11 protein-coding genes are annotated in these 19,849 nt (G+C 66.3%); 2 read left to right on the forward strand and 9 right to left on the reverse strand.

Annotation, left to right across the window (positions count from 1 at the left end; genetic code table 11):
- Nucleotides 1-42: 42 nt before the first annotated feature.
- The 5 genes from groL to LGM56_RS12495 all read right to left on the reverse strand — a co-directional run bounded on the left by groL (nucleotide 43) and on the right by LGM56_RS12495 (nucleotide 8,972).
- Nucleotides 43-1,665 (reverse strand): chaperonin GroEL, encoded by a 1,623-nt coding sequence (gene groL / locus LGM56_RS12475; RefSeq protein WP_226204795.1) that lies wholly within the window; start codon nucleotides 1,663-1,665, stop codon nucleotides 43-45.
- 75 nt (nucleotides 1,666-1,740) lie between these two features.
- Nucleotides 1,741-2,058 carry a co-chaperone GroES gene (groES, locus tag LGM56_RS12480; protein WP_089430123.1) on the reverse strand — a complete coding sequence of 106 codons (318 nt, stop codon included), beginning with the start codon at nucleotides 2,056-2,058 and terminating at the stop codon, nucleotides 1,741-1,743.
- Between the two features lie 208 nt (nucleotides 2,059-2,266).
- Entirely contained in the window at nucleotides 2,267-4,597 is a 2,331-nt protein-coding gene (locus LGM56_RS12485) for a putative bifunctional diguanylate cyclase/phosphodiesterase (RefSeq protein ID WP_226204796.1), read from the reverse strand.
- 53 nt (nucleotides 4,598-4,650) lie between these two features.
- The gene (locus LGM56_RS12490) at nucleotides 4,651-6,750 is read right to left on the reverse strand and encodes a putative bifunctional diguanylate cyclase/phosphodiesterase (RefSeq protein WP_226204797.1); all 2,100 of its coding nucleotides are present in this window, start codon (nucleotides 6,748-6,750) and stop codon (nucleotides 4,651-4,653) included.
- A 524-nt stretch (nucleotides 6,751-7,274) separates the two neighbouring features.
- Nucleotides 7,275-8,972, reverse strand: coding sequence for a M4 family metallopeptidase (locus LGM56_RS12495; RefSeq protein WP_089498716.1), 1,698 nt, complete (start codon nucleotides 8,970-8,972; stop codon nucleotides 7,275-7,277).
- Between the two features lie 674 nt (nucleotides 8,973-9,646).
- Between LGM56_RS12495 and LGM56_RS12500 the strand changes: the two genes are divergently transcribed.
- Nucleotides 9,647-10,177, forward strand: a complete 531-nt coding sequence (locus tag LGM56_RS12500) for a toxin (RefSeq protein ID WP_179254973.1) — start codon at nucleotides 9,647-9,649, stop codon at nucleotides 10,175-10,177.
- A gap of 18 nt (nucleotides 10,178-10,195) precedes the next feature.
- Here the strand turns inward: LGM56_RS12500 and LGM56_RS12505 are convergent, their stop codons facing one another.
- The 3 genes from LGM56_RS12505 to LGM56_RS12515 all read right to left on the reverse strand — a co-directional run bounded on the left by LGM56_RS12505 (nucleotide 10,196) and on the right by LGM56_RS12515 (nucleotide 15,664).
- Nucleotides 10,196-10,945 (reverse strand): SDR family oxidoreductase, encoded by a 750-nt coding sequence (locus LGM56_RS12505; RefSeq protein WP_226204798.1) that lies wholly within the window; start codon nucleotides 10,943-10,945, stop codon nucleotides 10,196-10,198.
- A 274-nt stretch (nucleotides 10,946-11,219) separates the two neighbouring features.
- Nucleotides 11,220-11,627: a VOC family protein gene (locus LGM56_RS12510; RefSeq protein WP_226204799.1), complete on the reverse strand. Its 408-nt coding sequence runs from the start codon at nucleotides 11,625-11,627 to the stop codon at nucleotides 11,220-11,222.
- Between the two features lie 422 nt (nucleotides 11,628-12,049).
- Nucleotides 12,050-15,664, reverse strand: a complete 3,615-nt coding sequence (locus LGM56_RS12515) for a YadA family autotransporter adhesin (RefSeq protein ID WP_226204800.1) — start codon at nucleotides 15,662-15,664, stop codon at nucleotides 12,050-12,052.
- A 1,137-nt stretch (nucleotides 15,665-16,801) separates the two neighbouring features.
- Here LGM56_RS12515 and LGM56_RS12520 point away from each other — a divergent pair.
- The gene (locus LGM56_RS12520; protein ID WP_226204802.1) at nucleotides 16,802-17,608 is read left to right on the forward strand and encodes a response regulator; all 807 of its coding nucleotides are present in this window, start codon (nucleotides 16,802-16,804) and stop codon (nucleotides 17,606-17,608) included.
- Between the two features lie 21 nt (nucleotides 17,609-17,629).
- Here LGM56_RS12520 and LGM56_RS12525 read toward each other — a convergent pair whose 3' ends face one another.
- Entirely contained in the window at nucleotides 17,630-19,822 is a 2,193-nt protein-coding gene (locus LGM56_RS12525) for a TonB-dependent siderophore receptor (RefSeq protein WP_226204804.1), read from the reverse strand.
- Between the last annotated feature and the right edge of the window lie 27 nt (nucleotides 19,823-19,849).

The following is a 19,849-nucleotide window of genomic DNA, read 5'->3' on the forward strand; positions in this document are numbered from 1 at the left end:
CCGCGACTGTTGGCCGGTGCGTACACGCCCCGCTGCCGGAGGTCAGTGCTCGAACTCAGGTGCGACCGACTGCCCCGGTTTCGGATCCTTCGGCGCTTCGGCCACCGTTGCGTCCGTCGTCAGGATAAGCCCGGCAATCGATGCGGCGTTCTGCAATGCCGTGCGCGTGACCTTGGTCGGATCGACCACACCTGCCTCGACAAGATCGCCATATTCACCGGTGGCCGCGTTGTAGCCAAAGTTGCCCTTGCCTTCAAGCACTTTCGCCACGACGACCGACGGTTCATCCCCGGCATTCGCGGCGATCACGCGCAGCGGCGCTTCGAGCGCGCGCAGCACGATTTGAATGCCCGCATCCTGATCGCCGTTGGCGCCTGTCAGACTCGTCGCCGTGGAACGCGCGCGCAGGAGCGCCACGCCGCCGCCCGGCACGATGCCCTCCTCGACCGCCGCGCGGGTGGCATGCAGCGCATCGTCGACGCGATCCTTTTTCTCCTTCATTTCGACTTCGGTGGCGGCCCCGACCTTGATGACGGCCACCCCGCCGGCCAGCTTCGCCACGCGTTCCTGCAGCTTCTCGCGATCGTAGTCGCTCGTGGTTTCCTCGATCTGCGTACGGATCGACTTCACGCGCGCCTCGATGTGCTGCGCGTCGCCCGCGCCGTCGATGATGATCGTGTCGTCCTTGCGAACCTCGACGCGCTTCGCGCCGCCGAGATCCTCGAGCGTGGCCTTCTGCAGTTGCTTGCCGGTTTCTTCCGAGATGACGGTGGCGCCGGTGAGGATCGCGATGTCTTCGAGCATGGCCTTGCGCCGGTCACCGAAGCCGGGCGCCTTGACGGCCACGACCTTGAGGATGCCCCGCATCGCGTTGACCACGAGCGTGGCCAGCGCTTCGCCATCGACGTCTTCGGCAACGATCAGCAGCGGCTTGCCTGCCTTGGAGGCCGCCTCGAGGATCGGCAGCAGATCCCGGACGTTCGAAATCTTCTTGTCGTGCAACAGGATCAGCGCGTCGTCCAGATACGCCGCCTGCTTTTCCGGATCGTTGATGAAGTACGGGCTGACGTAGCCGCGATCGAACTGCATCCCTTCGACGACATCCAGCTCGTTCTCGAGGGACTTGCCATCCTCGACCGTGATGACCCCTTCCTTGCCGACTTTCTCCATGGCGTCCGCGATGATCTTGCCGATCGCCTCGTCGGCGTTGGCCGAGATCGCACCCACCTGCGCGATTTCCCGGTTCGTGGAAATCGGCCTGGACAGTTTGCGCAGTTCATCCAGCACGGCGGCCACGGCCTTGTCGATGCCGCGCTTGAGGTCCATCGGATTCATGCCGGCGGCAACGTGCTTCATGCCTTCCTGCACGATCGCCTGCGCAAGCACGGTGGCCGTGGTGGTGCCGTCGCCGGCCACGTCGGCGGTCTTCGATGCGACCTGCTTGACGATCTGCGCGCCCATGTTTTCGAAGCGGTCCTTCAGCTCGATTTCCTTCGCGACCGACACGCCGTCCTTCGTGATGGTGGGCGCGCCGAAGCTGCGCTCGATCACCACGTTGCGACCTTTCGGCCCGAGCGTGACCTTCACGGCATCGGCCAGCACGTTCACGCCGTCGACGATACGGGCGCGGGCGCTGTCGTGGAATTTGACGTCTTTTGCACTCATCTTGTGGCTCTGGATAGAAGTCGTTGATTCGATGTGTCGCGAACACCCGGTGGGGGGCGCGATCTGCCCGGGATCTCAGGCGGCCTGGCGGGACGCGCCGGTATCGGCCTCGAGGACGCCCATGACGTCCTCCTCGCGCATGACGAGGAGTTCCTCGCCATCGACCTTGACGGTCTGGCCCGCGTATTTGCCGAAGAGAACCTGGTCACCGGCCTTCAACTGGAGCGCGCGAAGCGTTCCATCCTGCAGCAGCCGGCCACTGCCGACCGCGACGACTTCACCCTGCTCGGGCTTTTCCGCGGCCGAATCGGGAATCACGATGCCCGAGGCCGTCGTCCGCTGCGTCTCGATTCGCTTGACGATAACCCGGTCGTAGAGGGGACGAATCTGCATTCTCATCTCCTGAGCGATTAAAGGTTCGAAAAAGGAATCCGCCTGCCGGGCATGGCGACGCAAGCGTCGCTGCCGGGCAGCCGTGCCACTGTCTGGCGGAAAGCGAAATAGAGGTGCTCATCGCTCACTTCAAGGGGGGCAAAATCTGCTCTTTGTAACAAATTGTTTCAGCCAGCCAAGTCGATGGCCTTTGCCGTCCCCGCACCGCTCACGCCTGCCTGGCCGTGGCCTGCGCCGCCAGCGCGGCCCGCTCGATCCAGCGGATGGCCGGCGCATCGTGCTCGCCCGGCGCGGGCTTGCCGATCAGGAAGCCCTGCACCTCGCGGCAGCCGGCATCGGTGATGCACGCCAGCTGCTCCTCCGTCTCGACGCCTTCCGCGACGGTCGTCACGCCGAGGCGCTTGCCGAGATCGGCCACCGTGCGCACGACGGCCGCACAGTCCGGGCGCGTGACCGCATCGCGCACGAAGCTGCCGTCGATCTTGATCTTGTCGAACGGGAACGCGCGCAGATGCGCGAGCGACGAGAAGCCGGTGCCGAAGTCGTCGAGGGCGACGCGCACGCCCATCGAGCGCAGTGCGCGCAGGTCCGCGATGGCCTTGCCCTCGTCGTGCAGCAGCGCGGTTTCCGTCACCTCGATTTCCAGCCGGTCGGGCGCGAGGCCCGCGCCGGCCAGCGCCGCCGCGAAGGTCGGCGCGATCGTGCCGTGGCCCAGCTGCCCCGCCGACACGTTGACGGCAACGCGCGCACCGTCGGGCCAGCGCGCCGCCTCCCGGCAGGCCTGCTCGAGCACGAAGCGGCCGAGCCGGTCGATCAGGCCGCCGCGCTCGGCCACCGGAATGAAGCAGCCCGGCGAAATCCAGCCGGCGCGCGGATGATGCCAGCGCAGCAGCGCCTCGCGCGCCGTGACCTGGCGGGTGAGGACATCGACGATCGGCTGGTAGAACACGTACAACCCCTGGTTCTCGTCCAGCGCGACGCGCAGCTTCGATTCGAGCGCGACCCGCTCCTGCGCGCTCGTCTCCATGTCCGGCGAGAACATCCGGTAGGTGCCCTTCCCGGCTTTCTTGGCCGCATAGAGCGCCATGTCCGCGCGGGAGAGCAGCGCGCCGGCGTCGTTGCCGTGATGCGGCGCCAGCACGCAGCCGATCGACGCACCGATGCGGAACGGCCGGTCGGGCGACGGCGCATAGGGGGCGACGAGCGTGTCGACGAGCCGCGCGGCCGCGCCCATCGCGCGGTCCGCGTCGGTGTCGCGCAGCAGCACCGCGAATTCGTCGCCGCCGATGCGCCCCAGCATCATCCCCGGCTCGGGGCACTGCCCGCGCAGGCGTTCCGCGACCTGGCGCAGCACCGCGTCGCCCGCCGAATGCCCGCACGCGTCGTTGATCAGCTTGAAACCGTCGAGGTCGATGAAAAGCAGCGCGAGCACCTTGTCCGAGCGGCGCAGGCTCGCGTCGAATTCGGCCAGGAAGGTCGCGCGGTTCGGCAGGCCGGTGAGCGAATCGTGATGCGCGAGCTGGTGGATGCGCGCCTCCGCCTCGGCCTGCTGCGTGACGATCGACCACGACAGCATCGGGCCGATGTAGCGCCCCTGGGCGTCGCGCACGGCCGAGACCTGGATGTCGAGCACTTCCGGCCCGAGCGGAATGCGGGCGCGATGCGGCAGGTTCGCCGGATCGGCGAGCAGGCGGCGCTGGTGCTGCGGATGCGGGTGGAAGAAGTCGATCGACGCGCCGAGCGCGTCGTCCGCGCGGATCGGCAGCAGGTGCTCGATCGAGCGCAGCAGGTTGCGCGACGTCGCGTTCAGGTAGTTGATGCGGAACGTCTCCGGGTCGGCCGTCATCACGGCCACCGGCATGTCGTCGATCATCCGCATCAGCCGCGTCTGCGCCTGCTCGCGCAGACGCGATTCGTCCTGCGCGTCGACGGTGCGCAGGACGCTCCGGTAGTTGACGGAGATGACCGCGATCAGCGACGCCGACACGAAGGCCATGTTGACCGCCGTGGCGACGAGCGTCGGCTGGCCGGTCGAGATGAAGAACACGATGAACGCGACGTTGACGATCAAGGCCACGCTCAGCGCGGCCGTCCGCAGGTACATCAGGCTGAAGACGCACCCGATCATCGTGATCGCCATGTAGAACGCGACCTGGGCCTTTTGCCACGCATCGCCGTACGGGAACAGCAGCAGCGCCCAGGTGGTGAACGTCACCGCGACCGGGATCACCAGCCAGTTCGTGACCGTGAGCGCGCGCATCACGGTGTCCGGCGTCGGCGCCAGCAGCCGGGTGCGGTGCCAGTGCAGCAGCCGCGCGAGCGCCGCGAGCGTCATCGCGGCCGGCATCGCGACCGACAGCCACCACGGCGTGCTGCCGAGGTGCGTGACCGCGAGGCTCCAGGTGCTCGAGATGAGGATCAGGTACGACACCGGGATCTGGCCGGCGAATACCCGGTATTGCGCCGCGAGCAGGTCCGGGTTCCGGTCCGGCGCCGCGAGGCTTGCCAGTCTTGCCATCCGTGCGTAGAGGATTTTCATGTGAGCCTGCCGGCGGCAACCCGGGGGCGGGCTGCCGTGTCCGGCGTCGAGGGTTACCCGCGCGGGTCCGGGTCGAGATCGGCCGCGACGGCCGATTCGGACGCAGGAACCGCCGTGCGGACGCGGTCGCCGCCGGTCAGCGCAATCTGCCCGCTGCCGACGATCTCGTTGAGGGGGGCGGGCCTGCCGAGCAGGAAGCCCTGTGCTTCGTCGCAGCCTTCGTCGGCCAGCAGCGCCAGCTGGTCGTGCGTCTCGATGCCTTCGGCCAGGATCGGAATGCCCAGGCTCTTGCCGAGCGCGAGCACGGCGCGGATGATCGCGCGATCCTGCGGTTTCGCTTCCGCGTCCGCGACGAACGACTGGTCGAGCTTGATGCGGTCGAACGGGAACGAGCGCAGCGTGTCGAGCGACGAATAGCCGGTACCGAAATCGTCGAGCGCGATGCTCACGCCCAGCGCCTTGATCTGCCGCAGCGTGTCCAGCGCACGCTCGCGGCTGGCGAAGATCGTCGATTCGGTCAGCTCCAGCTGCAGGCGCGACGCCGGCAGGCGGGTGGCTTCGAGCACGTCCGCCACGAGCGCCGTCAGGTCCGCGTGCATGAACTGCACGGCCGATACGTTCACCGCGACCGCATAGGGCGGCTCCCACGTGGCCGCCCGCGCGCAGGCCTCGCGCAGCACCCAGGCGCCGATGTCCAGGATCACGCCGTTTTCCTCGGCGAGCGGAATGAACTCGGCGGGCGGAATCGTGCCGAGCGTCGCGTGCTGCCAGCGCAGCAGCGCCTCGTAGCCGCGGATCTCGCCGGTCGCGAGCGACGTCTGCACCTGGTAGTGGATGCTCAGCTGGTTGTCGGCCACCGCGCGGCGCAGGTCGGCGGCGAGGCTGCGGCGCGCGCGGACGATCAGGTCCATCGCCGGCTCGTAGAAGCAGATCGATTGCGCGATGCTGCCCTTCGCGCGGTACATCGCGAGGTCCGCGTTGTTGATGAGGATGGCCTTGGTGGCGGCGTCGTCCGGGTAGATGGCGACGCCGAAGCTCGCGCCCGGCACGACCTCGTAGTCGTCCAGCCTGACCGGCTTGTAGAGCGCCGGCTCGAGCCGCTCGAGCAGATCCATCAGGCGCGTGTCGTCGTCCATCCGGCAGAGCGCCGCGAATTCGTCGCCGCCGATGCGGGCGACGAATTCGCCTTCGCGCAGCAGGTTCGCCATGCGGCGCGCGAGGATGCGCAGCACCTCGTCGCCGGCGTGGTGGCCGCGCAGGTCGTTGATTTCCTTGAAGCGGTTCAGGTCGATGCCGATCAGCGCGAGCTTCGTGCGTTGTTCCTGCGCAAGCGCGATCTCGAGGTCGAGCCGCTCGTTGAAGCTGGCCCGGTTGGGCAGCCCGGTCAGCATGTCGCTCAGCGCCAGCCGGCGCAGGTGTTCGAGCGATTCGGCCCGCACGTTGCTGTCGATCACGTAGCTCACGAGCCCCGTGCAGACGATCACGAGCGACGTGCCTGCGACCGCCAGCGCCAGCGGACGCAGCTCGCTCATGTCGGTCCAGTTGCCATCGAGCATCAGCGGCGTGATGCGCAGCGCGGACATTCCGGTGAAATGCAACGCGAGAATCGCGAGCGACAGCACGCCGGCCATCTGGTTGACGGCGTGCGGCGACGGCCGCATCGCGACGTGCAGCGCGAGTGCGGCGAGCGTCATCGCCAGGACCACCGACGCGATCAGGTAGCCGACGTCCCACGACACGATCCCCTCGACCCGCCACGCGAGCATGCCGGTGTAGTGCATCAGCACGATCGCCACGCCGACGATCGCGCCGCCGAGCGCGGGCGCGACCTTGACGATGCGACAGGTCGTCAGCGCGAAGCCGATCGTGCTGCCCACGACCGCGATGAGCAGCGACACGAGCGTGAGCGGCAGGTTGAAGTGCACGGGCGCGCCGGCGTCGAAGCCGAGCATCGCGATGAAGTGCGTGCACCAGATCGCCACGCCGGCCGAAATGGCCGTCAGCACCTGCCAGCCGAGCCGCTGCGTGCCGGAGGTGTTCACCGTGCGCTGGAACAGGCGCGCGGTGACCCACGAGCCGCCGCCGCACAGCAGTGCGGCAAGCAACACCAGCCAGTGGTTGTGCCGATGAACGATGCACCCGAAAACTGTCACCAAAACCTTTCTTCCCCTATCCGTCGCATGGGCCGATGCCATGCCCGATCGACGCGGCGGGAGCCGTGCCGCGTCGATCAGGCGCGCCCACCAGATATCGGCACGTGATGAATAAACTGAACGCCGCGCGGCCGGGCGCAAACGATTGCACGACAGATATTTTTTTGGAAAAAAAGTGCCGGAACGAGACGGGATGGGATGGGTAGCGGAGGTTCGGGCTGCGACGTCGCCCGAGAATATCGCGCTCAAATGGCACGCCAGCGAACCGGTGATCGACTGGACGGAACGCGTGCGTTCCGACGAACGGCGCGACGGGTGACGCGCCGCGACGAGATCCGCGCGACAGGCGGCGGGTGGAATGAAAACCGGATGCTGGAAATCGACCGCCTGCAATCGCAGGCGGTCGATCAACGGCTGGCCTCTATTCGCCCGGGCATCGCGCGGCTTCGACCGGTTCGCCCTTCTTCGAAGCAAAGGGTCCACCACGCGCGCGCCGGGCGTTCAACGCACTCACACGGGCACGATCAATTCACCCCGACCGCACTCCACGCGCGAGCGACCGCGGCGCTTTCGGCCGAGTTCGTGCCATACAGGTCGTTCGCCGCCTGGATCGACGCACGACGCGCGTTCGGGTAGCTGGAGTTGGCGTTCAGGTACACGGTCAGCGTCCGGTACCAGATCTTCCCGGCCTTCTCGCGACCCACGCCGCTGAAGGTCGTGTCGCCGTTGCAGACCAGCTGCGCCTTCGTCAGGCCGGTATCGGTCGACGGCACCGTCGGGCCTTCCGCGAGCAGGTAGAACAGGCGGTTGCCGACGCCCGACGTGAAATGCGGATCGTGGCGCGGATTCGACCACGAGAATCCGCCGGACGGGTAACAGCTGAACGACCGGCCGTCGAGATCCTGCTTGTACATCTTGCGCAGGCCGCCGCTCACCACGCGCGCACCGATCACGTAGTTGCCGGGATCGTTCGGGTTGTTGGCGTAGTACTTCACGAGCGTGCCGAAGATGTCGGACGTCGACTCGTTCAGGCCGCCCGCGTCGCCCGAGTAGTTCAGGTTGGCCGTGGCCTCGGTCACGCCGTGACTCATCTCGTGTCCGGCGACGTCCACCGACACGACCGGTTTCGGCAGGCTGGTGCCGGGCTGGCCGTCTCCATACACCATCACGTGCGAATCCAGCCATGCCGCATTCGCGCCGGTCGTGCCGCTGCCCGTGTTGAACACCACGTGCGCGTAGCTCTTCACGCCGCGGCCGTCATTGAAGATGCCGTTGCGGTTGTGCGTCGTCTTGTAGTAGTCCCAAGTCAGCGCGAGACCATAGTCGATGTCGGCGGCGACCGTCTGCCGGTCGGTGGTCGTATTGTTGCCCCACACGTTCGTGCTGCTCGTGAAGATCGGCAGGTCGGTCGCCCGCTCGACGTCGTCCGAGGTCAGCCCGCGGCCGTCGTAGACCGAGCCGGAGCCGCGGCTCGGATCGAGCATCCGGTACGCGTTCGTGCCCGTCTGGTCAGTGGTGAGCGTCAGGTTGCCGTAGTACAGCGAGCGGCCGGTGCCGGTCGCGGCGGCCGTCTTGATCAGGTCCTGCGCGTCGAGCACGGTGCCGGTGCGCGCATCGACGTAGTACAGCACCGCGTCGCCATGCACGTCGGTCGCCTTGCCGTAGACGCGTACCGCGTAGGCCAGCGTCGGCGTGACGTCGCGTGCGAACACGACGAGTTCCGCGTCATCGACGCGGCGCACGTCCGAGTTGAAACGCGCGGCTGCGATGCGCTTGACCCGCGCAGCGCCGATGTCGGGGGCGTTGCGTACGACCGCGCGGTCACCCACCTTGCCGATCGTGCCGGCGAGATCGATCGGCGCGAGCTGGGTCACGCTCGCCTGCTTCAACTGCCCCTTGCTCGAATGGACGACCACGTCGCCACCGATCACGGGCAGGCCCGCGTAGAAGCGGTCGAAACGCACGTGCTCGGTGCCGTCGGGGTCGACGATCACGTCGCGCACCTGGAACTGATCGCCATCCGCCGGCGCGCTCGCCTGCGGCCCTGCGAACTTCAACGTGCGTGCTGCGCCGCCGGCTGCGAGACTGAAGGCGGACGGGTTCTGCTGGATCAGTTGCAGTGCCTTGTCGACCGTAGCCGACGGGTCGCCGGCCTGGGCAAAAGCACTGAGACTCGCGACGGTAATCGCGGAGATGGACAGCAGACGAGACAGTTTCTTCATGTAATCCCCCGGGTTATAAGTGGGTGATGTTCGAGGAATGCATCAAGTACAGACTTTGATGTAAGACATGTCACGAACCGCAGAGGGATGCTAGAAGGTCATTTTTATAATTACAAGATATTTTCTGACAGTTTATTTTTTACTGTCATTGGCGTTAATCGAATCATTGTTTGGTGAGAAATTTGAAATGGTCTCGTCGGCTGCTATAGCGGGATCGACAAGGTTGCATCGGGGGAATGTGTCGGAGAGGCCGGTGCTGCGTGGGAAAGGCCGTACGTGGCGCGGGTCGGGCAGGACGGATGAGGTAAAGCCGGGGTAAAGCGCCGGACACTACTTGCTTTATTAAATATTTATTTGGATTGTTGCCATTGCCGGCGAGCCAATGAAACGCTTGACAGCCCTTCGATTCTCGATTTTGACGGCGATGCCTTTGAATTCGTAGTTAAAGGCTGCCGAGCGACGCACGAGATAATGCTTTCTACGAATCCTCCGCTTCAGCGGCGCGTTCGTGCGCATCGCTGACGGCGGTCGCCATGCTGTTCGGAAACGTGACCGTTGCACGGGCAACCATTGGGGAACGGTGTGCCGGCGGCGTCGAACCGATCGAGGATGCAGCGCCGCTTCGGGGCATGAGGCACAATACGCGGCTTCAAAATTCAACCGCGGTCAAACCCATGCGCGTCGTCGTCGTTGGAACCAGCGGAGCGGGGAAATCCACTTTCTCCAGCGCGCTGGCGGCAGCAGCCGGCTGCCCTTACATCGAGCTGGATCGACTCTACTGGGGCCCCGACTGGTCAGCCGTGCCGCCGGCGCAGTTCGAGAACGCCGTGCTGGCCGCGACCGCCGGCAACCGCTGGGTCGCCGACGGCAACTACAGCGCCGTGCGCGACGTGCTCTGGTCGAGAGCCACGCACGTGGTCTGGCTCAACTTCGGACGCCGAACGGTATTCTCCCGGGTGCTCTGGCGCACGTTGAGCCGCGGGCTCATGCGCACCGAGCTTTCGCACGGCAACCGCGAATCGCTGCGGATGGCGTTCTCCCGGGAGTCGGTGCTGCTGTGGTCGTACACCACGTTCGCCAGGAATCGCATCAAGTTCGCCGCCCTGCGGGACGACCCGACCTTCGCGCATCTGCACTGGACGGAAATCACCCGGCCGTCGCACACCCGCGCGGTCATCGACAGGCTGGCCCGCGCCGGCGGTTGAGCGCGCGCCATCGGGACGTCACTTCACGGCCGCATTGCCGCCGTCGGCGAACAGGGCCGAGCCGGTCACGAAACTGGCCATCGGGCTGGCCAGGAACAGCGCCGCGGACGCGATCTCGTCGGGGTGCGCGATGCGCTTCATCGCGTGGAGCCCGGCCGCCCATTCCTTCTGGTCACGGTCTCCCGCCATCGCGGTATCCACCCCGCCCGGCATCAGTGCATTGGCCCGAATCCCGCGTGCCGCGTAGTCCGCGGCGATGCCCTTCACCAATCCCATCAAGCCGGCCTTGGACGCGCCATACGCGGCCATGCCGGGAAGCCCGACACTCGTTCCGACGAAGCTGGACGTGAAGACGATCGAACCGCCCCCGCGTTCGAGCATCACGGGAATCTGGTTGCTGGCGCCCAGGAAGGCCGCCGTCAGGTTGGTAGACAGCGTCTGCTGCCAATCGTCGAGCGACATGTCGGCGAGCGGTTTGAGCGGCCCGACCGTTCCGGCGTTGTTGATCGCGATGTCGAGACCGCCGAACTCGCGCAGCGCCGTTGCCACGAGCCTTCGATGCGTATCGGCGTGCCCGACGTCGCCCGCGCAGGCGCGCGCCTGGCCGCCCTGACGACGGATCGCGTCGGCCACCTGATTCAGCGGAGCTTCGCTTCGCGCGCCCAGTACGACCGACGCGCCGTGCGCCGCGAACATCAACGCGATCGCTCGGCCGATGCCGCTGGACGCACCGGTGACGATGGCGACTTTCCCTTCGAGCAAGGTCATGGTTTTCACATCCCGTGAGTGAGGTTGATCACGGCAATGTAAGCGGCCGGATGCAGGCAGGCACTCCGTTTCTTGCTCTTGAAGTCCTGCCGAGCGGCAAACGGCGCGTCGGGTGGCGGATGAAGGATGGAGGATGGCGCGTGGTACGGATCGGCGGTGTCGCGCGCTGCAACGATCGGCACTGGACGAAACTCGCCCAGTCTTCGCGTACCCGCGCGGTCATCGACAGGCTGGCCCGCGCCGGCGGCCGAGCGCTGTGCGACGCTGACCTGCGTCAGTCGTCGAACGTGCGTTGGTATTCCGGCGCGGCATCCGCGCGCGTGTTCAGTTCGAACATCACGCCGCCCGGCGCGCGGCAGAAGAAACGCGAACCGCGCCCGTTGTTGAAGACGTCCGTCACCATCTCGACGCCCTCTTCCCTGAAGCGCTCGAACAACGTGCGAACCTCATCGAGGCTCGGCAGCTCGAACCCGACGTGAAAATTCGCCGGCCATGCCGGCCTGTCGCCGCTGACGTGATCGATCACCACGTCGAAGCCCGGGCGCTTGAGGATCCAGGATTGTTCCCAGCTTCCCGCGATCGTGAAGCCGAGGTGCCGCTCGAAGAAGCGGGCCGTCGCCAGCGTGTCGGCCGACGGGAAGCTCAGGTGGTTGAGCTTCATGGTTTGCGTAATGGCAGTCATTGCGAGTCCCTGTCATGCGTGGATCGGCGGAGGCCCATGCCGTTCCGCCCGACGCATTCAGAATACGAGCCGGCGCTCACGTTCGACAACTCGCATTAGCCGCCCGTCCGGACCGCCCGCGAACCCGCATGAAACCGGGGGCCAGGGCGCCGTTGCGATCGTCGTGGATCGCGCTATTCGCATTCGGCCGGGATGGGCCTGAACACCCTCGTTTCGCTGTGTTTGCAGCGTGAGCCCCGGGCGCAAGGCAAGCGGCAAGGACTACCGGACGCGCTCGGCGCATCCGAGTCGCGCTGCGTGACGCATCAAGCGTCGATGGCCCGAGGGTGAAAGAGCCACCCCGGGCCACGGATTTCCCGCCAGTGCCGGACATCACGACCGGTGCCCGGCACCACCGGTCAATCGATGCTGCACGGATAGCGTCAGAACTGGTAACCCGCGCCCACCACCGCGCCGAAGTCCGAACGCGCATTGCCCGTCACCGACGCCTTGACGACCCAGCGGTTGCTTTCCGTCACGTACGAGTATCCGGCGGCGAAACCTTGCTGGCCGTGATAGTTCGACGTCGCCGCCGAGACCATCGAGCGGCCCGCGCCCGTCGGTTGCGGCAGGCCGGCCACGGCCATGGCCGATGCCACGCCGCCGTACATATCCTTCTTCAGGTCGTTGAACGAGTTGTACACCTGGCCGATGCGCTGATCGGTGTAGCCCTTCGCCTGATTCGACGCGGCCGACAGGTTGTCGTTCAGCTGCTGCACGTTCACCGCGTCGGTGGGCGCCGTGCCGGCCGCGACGTTCGTGACCTGGCGCTCGCTGCCCTTCGCGCCGACCGAGAACGAATTGTCGCGATCGGCGACCGAGCCCTGGCCGACCGCCACCGCGTTCTTGCCGGTTGCGGTTGCCGTCGACCCGATCGAACCCGCATCGGCTCGCGCGATCCACGTGGTGTTCGCATCGGTCGCCGCCGCGCGGATCTGGTCATTGGCCGCCACGTTCTTCAGCGCATTGTTGAACTGGCCCATGTTGACCGCGTCGTTGTTGTTCACCCCCGCCGCGACGCCGGTCAGCACGCGGTCGCCCGACGTGCCGGAGAAGTTCACGCTCGCGCCGCCAGTGTCCTTCCCGACCGTGATCGCGCCATTCGGATCCTGCTGCTGCACGAGGCCGGCCTTGCCGTTCGCGATGTTGGTCACGTTCCCCTGCAGGTTCGTGATATCGGTCGTGTTCTTCGCGACCTGCTGGTTGGTCGCGTAGAGCTGCGAACCGTTCACCGCGTCCGTGCTGGTTGCGCTGAGCGTGCCTGCCTGCACGTTGGTGATGCGCGTGCCGCCGGCGCCGCCGAGCGTGATCGAGTTCTTTGAGCTGTCGTCGTACTGCACCGCAAGCGCGCCGAGCTGGTTGAGACTCGACTGCACGCCCTTCAGCTGCTTCACGTTCACCGCGTCCGTATCGTCGGTGCCCGCGGCGACGTTCTTCAGCACGACGGCCGCATTCGTGTCGCCGCCGATCAGCGAAACCGAATTCAGCCGGTTGCCGTTCGGGTCGACGTCGTACTTGACGACGTTCTTCACGGCCTCGCCCGCCTGGTTGGACACCTGCGTGATCTGCTGTTCGAGCGACGACTTCACGCCCGACAACTGGCCGCCGTTCACCGCGTCCGTGCTGCCCGCGGCGATGTTGCCGTCGGCCACGTTCGTCAGCTTCGTCGGTGCGCCGCCGCGCGCCGCGTTGTAGGCGCCGGCCTTCGGGTCGAACTGAAGCGCGTCCTGTTGCAGCCCGGCGATCGCGGCCGTGTTGCCGGCGATGTTCGTTTCGGCGTTGCCGATGCGCGTTTCGTGATTCTCGAGCGTCGTCGTGTTGCTGCCGACGCGGCCGTCGAGGTTCGTGAGCGCGTCGCCGACGTTGTTGAACGAGCCGCCGCCAACTTTATAGGCCGGCGCGCTGATCGAGCCGTCCGGATTCGCCGTTGCACCGCCGCCCAGCGCGGCTACGGTGCCGTCGGTCGCGCGGCGCAGTTGCGCGCCGTTCACCGCGTCCGTGCTGCCTGCCGCGACGTTGCCTTCTGCGATATTGGTCAGTCGCACCGGGCTCCCGCCGTTGCCTGCGCCGAGCGACACCTGCTTCTTGCTGGCGTCGTCGTACTTCACCGCGAGCGCGTCGAGCTGACTCGTGCCGTCCTGAATCGCCGCGTTCAACTGGTCGACGTTGACGGCATCCGTGCCGTTCTTGCCGGCCGCGACGTTGCCGATGCGTTGCGTGCCGTTGCCGCCGTGGCTCGCATCGTATGCGCCGAGGTTCGTGTTCCATAGCAGCGCGTCCTGCTGAAGCGCGGCGATGTTGCCCGTATTCGTCGTCACCTGGTTGCCGAGCGTCGTGACGCTGTTGCCGACATTCGTGATCGACTGATTCAGCGTGTCGGTGGCCTTGCCGAGCTGGCCGACGTTCACCGCGTCGCTCGCGGCAATGCCGTCCGCCACGTTGTGCAGGCCGACCGGTGACTGCGCGCCCTTGCCGCCGAGCGTCACGCCGCCGTGCGCATCATCGTCGTACTGCACGGCGTTCTTCGTCGCGTTGCCGATCTGGTTCGTGATCGACGTGCTCAGGTTGCCGAGCGTCGTGCTGAGGTTGTTCGTCACGCTCGTGCTGAGCGACGACAGGCCGCCGTTCAGTTGCCCGACGTTCACCGCATCGGTGTTCGCGACACCGGCCGCGACGTTGTGCAGCGTCGTGCCGTTCGTGCCGGCGAACGTCACCGAGTCGAAGCCGCTCTGGCCGTCGTACTTCACGTTGCGGGCATCGGCGGCCTGCAGGTTGCTGATGTTCGTGGTTGCCGTGCTCAGCGACGTGTTGATGCCGGTGACGCTGGTCTGCAGGTTCGCGATGTTCGACGCCGCCGTCGAAATGGACGTCTGCAGCGGCGCGACGCTGCCCTTCAGCTGGCCGACGTTGACCGCATCGGTGTCGGCGACGCCGGCCGCGACGCCGTTGATCGTCGTGCCGTTGGCGCCGTCGAGTGCGATCGCCGCATGCGAATCGTCGGTGTATTTCACGACGTTCTTCGTGGCGGTCACGATGCTGGTGCTGAGGCTGTTGCCCACGTTGGTCACGCGCTGGTCGACGTTCGAGATCGTGGTCGACAGCGAATTGCCGACCGACGTCACGCGCGCGTCGACCGTGGCGATGCTCGTGCTGAGCGTGCCGTTCACGTTCTTCAATTGCTGGACGTTGACGGCGTCCGTATCGGCCGCGCCTGCCGCGACGTTCTTGAGCTGGCGCTCGTTGCCGATCGCGCCGAACGACACCGCGCCGCCAACCGGCGCGGCCGTGCCGCCGAACACCGGCGTGCCGCCATTGTTCGCACCGACGCTGCCCGAACCGATCGCCACCTGGTTGTTGTCGTTCGTCTGCGCGCCAGCACCGATCGCGACGGATTGCGTGCCGCCGGCGCGCGTCTGGGTGGCCGCGTCATACGACGCGCCGGCCGACACGCCGTCGCTCGACGTCGGGTTGGCGCCGCCGATCGCGACCGAACGATCGCCGCTGGCGAGCGCCGAGTGGCCCAGTGCGATCGAGCTCGTGCCGTGCGCATCGGCGACGTTGCCGAGCGCCATCGAGAAATCGCCGACCGCGGCCGACTGGCGGCCGATGGCGAGCGCCGTGTTGCCTTGTGCGACGGCTACCGTGCCGATGGCCGTGGCCGAGTTCGCCAGCGCCTGCGCGCCGACGCCGACCGCGATCGCGCCGCCGCTGCTGGTGCCGCCATTGCTGCTTGCATTCGACTGGTCGCCGATCGCGATCCCGCTGGTGCCGGCCTTGGCATTCGTGCCCATCTTGACGTTGGCCGTGCTCACTGCCACGTAACTCCCGCTCTTGGTCGCGACACACAACGGGTTCGTGCCGTCGATGCACTGACCGCTCAGCGCGTTGTCCGGGTTGCCGCGATCGACGAAATTGTCCGCATGCGCGGCACCCGCGATCAGCACACCTGCACCCGTGAACATGGCGGCGGCTAGCGCCGAAATCTGCTTCCTCTTCATGGTCTTCTGCTCCGTTTTGTAGCGTTTGGTTTGAATACGGACTACTTAGTTTTGTTGAAGACTTCAGCTGCGACTGCGATTGCGATTACGACTTCAGTGCGGAACCCGATGCCGGGCGCGGCTCGAGCGTGCCGAAGGTGGCGCGCATCGTCCGCCGTGGCGACGGGACGTTCGAAAGCGCGGGCCCGTCGTTCGTGCGACGGCCCGTTCCGTTAATCCAGGGAATGCATTAGGAATGCATATCGTTTTATATGGGCGAATTCGCCCAGCGACTGAATCCGGAGATTCAACCCGCCGTTATGGACACCCCTGATTTGATATCGCGTTGACCGCGACCCACCCCGCTTCTTTTATTTCATCCACGGCAACCGGATTTTCGCTTGCGCGCAACGGACATGCGCTCGGAGTCACATCAACTGATGCCTCGGACCCGAATCGCACAACGTCCGCCACAACCCGCCGTGCCTTGCGTTGCTCGGTGCAACCCTGCACTCAAAGTTCGGACGAATTATGAGACACGAATTAAAATTATTGAAGGTGGCATTCTTTATAGATTGTAAAATTCAATATATTCAAATAGTTGCGTTGAAAACGCACATCTCGCAAACGATTTCTCGTCATCGAAATTAATCGAGATGTTTTGCCGGGCGGATAAAATCTTTGCTGAGGCGGATTAAAAAAAGATTCCTTGGAATATTTTTTAAAAAAGCCGTGGAACTACGCGATTGCACGTAGCAGCGCCAAATGAAAATGGCGGAAATGGACAGGCATCGGTGCGCCATACTGTAAGCGCCATTCACGATGCACGATGAAGCATCCGAAAAGCGGAATGAAGCAGATAGAGTCAATGCATCTGGCAAGAATTGAAATATGCCCCTACAATTCGGCTCGCATCGATACCGGCGGGCGCGCGTTTCTCAGCGCGCGACGCCGGCAACGCTCCGCGCCTTTACCGGGTCAGTGATCAAAACCAGCCATGCAAGGCATTACGCCGACCGGTTGTCCTTCGTGTAGCGGGGCGACATTCGAATATCGATGTGCTTGTACGTCGCCATAGCGCAGCTTCCGACGATTGATCCGAACCGGGCCGGCCACCCGCAGGAACGCAGCCAGCAGCCATTCCAGAACAGGTGCACGATGCATCCATCGATCTCCGCATTGGGCGACGCCCATATCCTGATCGTCGACGATCAACCCGACCAGCTTCGCTTGCTGATCGACATCCTGCGCGGCACCGGGTGCCGGATCAGCATTGCATCCGACGGGCTGCAGGCGTGCCAGCGCGCGCAGGCGCTCCTGCCCGACCTGATCCTGATGGATGTCCGCATGCCGCGCATGGACGGCTTCACCGCGTGCCGGCTGCTTGCCGCCGATCCGCTGACGTGCGCGATTCCAGTGATTTTCCTGACCGTGGCCGGCGCGTTGCACGAGCGCCTCGAGGGGTTCGACATCGGCTGCGTCGACTATGTGGTCAAGCCGTTCGAGCCCGCCGAAGTGCTTGCGCGGATTCGCGTGCAGCTCGCGCGCGAGAAGCGCGAGCGGGCCGTTGACATCGAAAGCCCGTTCGTGGCCGGCAAGGACGACGACATCATCGTGCGCGCGGCCATCCGCCACCTGGCACGGACGCTGAACGATCCGCCGACGGTGGAGCAGCTGGCCCGCGCGGTCGGCACGCACGAAAAGCGGCTGTCACGCGCGTTTCGCGACAACCTCGGCCAGACGGTATTCGAGTATCTGCGGCACGAGCGGCTGCGGATCGCGCAGGACCTGCTGGATTCGACGTCGCTCAGCATTGCCAGCATCGCGAAGGAGATCGGCTTTTCCACGCCGGCGAATTTCGCGACCGCATTCCGCGAACGTTTCGGCCTCACGCCGACCGAGTGGCGGCGCCAGCGTCACGCCGGCGAACGCGCCGTGCGCCGGGAACCGCAACGCGACGCGTAGGACCGTTCCGCGCGTTCGCGACTACCAGGTGTATTTCGCGGTGGCCAGCACGGTCCGCTCGTTGCCGAACACGCAGACGGTATACGACGTGCAGCCGCTGACATAACGCCGGTCGAACAGGTTCGCGACGTTCAGCGCGAACCGCCAGCGCGGCATCTCGTAGTGCAGCGCCAGGTCAACCAGCGTCACGCTCGGCACGGTCAGCGAGTTGTCGGGTGCGCCGGCCGACGCGCTCTGGTAGCGCACGCCGCCGCCGATCCCGAGGCCCGCCAGCGCGCCCGTGCGCCAGGTCCAGTCGGCCCACATCGACGCCATCTGCCGCGGCAGCGGCACCGCCACCGGCCAGTGGTTCAGCGACGCGTCGTTCGCCTGCACGTTCTTGACGTCCTGATACACATACGACGCGACGACCGACAACTCGCGGGTGACCTTGCCGAGCGCGCTCAGCTCGATCCCGCGCGAGCGCACCTTGCCGGTCTGCACGGACGTCGTGCCGGTCGGGTCGAGACTCACCGGTGTCGGCGTCGCGACGTTGGTCTGATCGATCTGGTAGACGGCCGCACTCAGCAGCAGGTTCCTGCCGGGCGGCTGCCAGCGCAACCCGGCTTCCGTCTGCTTGCCGCGTGTCGGCTTCGGCAAGCCGCCGCCGACCATCCTCACGCCGATGACCGGATCGAACGACGTCGAATAGCTCACGTACGGCGACAGCCCGGCGTCGCCCTGATAGGTGAGCCCGACGCGCCCGGAGAACGCACTGACGTCCTGCCGCGCCTGCGTGCCGGCCGTCCGGTCGTCGAACCGCGCATTGACGAAATCCTCGCGGCCGCCGAGCGTCAGCGTCCAGCGCTGCCAGCGGATCTGGTCCTGCGCATACACGCCGAACGTGTTCATCGCCGTGTACTGGTCGACGTGGCCGAGCGACGTCGGGCCGGAGAAAATCGCGTCCGTGACGGGCCGGTAGACGGGTTGATACAGGTTGAGCGACGGCGCCAGCGCGAGCCACACGCTGTTGGTCGTCGTCTGCCGGTCATATTGCGCGCCGAGCAGCAGCGTATGTTCGAGCGGCCCCGTGCCGAAGCGCGCCTGCGCGTGGTTGTCGATGTCGAACCGGCTGTAGTTGAGCTGGAACAGCCCCGCATAACGCATCATGTTGGTGCTGCTGCGGGGCACGAAGCCGATACCGAACACCGTCGCGTCGTCGAGCGACAGGTGCGACCAGCGCACGTCCTGATGCAGCGACCAGATCGCATTCACGCGATGCTCCAGCGCGTAGCCGAGCGACCACTGCTTCTTCCGGTAGTCGTTGAACCCGGGCGCACCCATGTAGATGTCCTGCGACAGCGGGCCGTTCGGGTTCGGCAACACGGTGCCCGACGCGGGCAGGAAGTTCGACGAAATATCGCTGCCGTCCTGCAGGAACGTCGCCGAGAGCGTCAGCGACGTATCGGCGGTCGGCCGCCATCGGAACGACGGCGCCAGCGCGATGCGCCGGTCGCCGTTCGGGCCGGTGACCGCGTTGCCGTCGCGCGCCACGCCGACGAAGCGGTACGCATGGCGGCCGTCCGGATCGAGCGTATCGCCGACATCGAGCATGAATTGCTTGCGCGCGTCGTTGCCGATCTGCACGCCGGCTTCGCGGACGCGCTCGCCGTCGGCGAGCTTCGTGTGCGCGTCGACGATCGCGCCGGGTTCGCCCGCGCCGTACAGCACCGACGTCGGCCCGCGCAGCACGGCGATCGAGTCGATCGTGTACGGGTCGACGCGCCAGTTCGCGATCACGGCCGTATTCGGCGCGGCCACACCGTCGACGTACAGCGTCGGCGTGAAGCCGCGCAGCGCCGCATACCAGTCGGTGCGGCTGTCGGCGCCGAACGTGGCAAATCCCGGCACGTAGCGCAGCGCCTGGTTCAGGTCGGTCGCGCCGGTCATCTCGATCTGCTGCGCGGTCACGAGACTGATCGTTTGCGGGATCTCGGCCACCGGCGTGTCGGTCTTCGTGCCGGCCGTGGTGCGCAGCCCGACGAGCCCGCTCGATGCGCCGTCGGCCTTCCCGGTCACGTCGATCGTCGGCAGCACGGCCGCCGCCGCGCCGGCCGGCGGCGTGACTGCCGCACCCGATGCCTGCGCGTGTGCGCCGCCCGCCGCCGCCACGACCCACGCGCCCCCGGCCGCGATCGCCCTCGCGCGTCGCGCCGCGCCCGTCCCCGTTACCATCGTTCCTTGCTCCGTCGTGCTGGTGGC

This window comes from Burkholderia sp. AU38729 (assembly GCF_020419725.1).
Classification (GTDB): domain Bacteria; phylum Pseudomonadota; class Gammaproteobacteria; order Burkholderiales; family Burkholderiaceae; genus Burkholderia.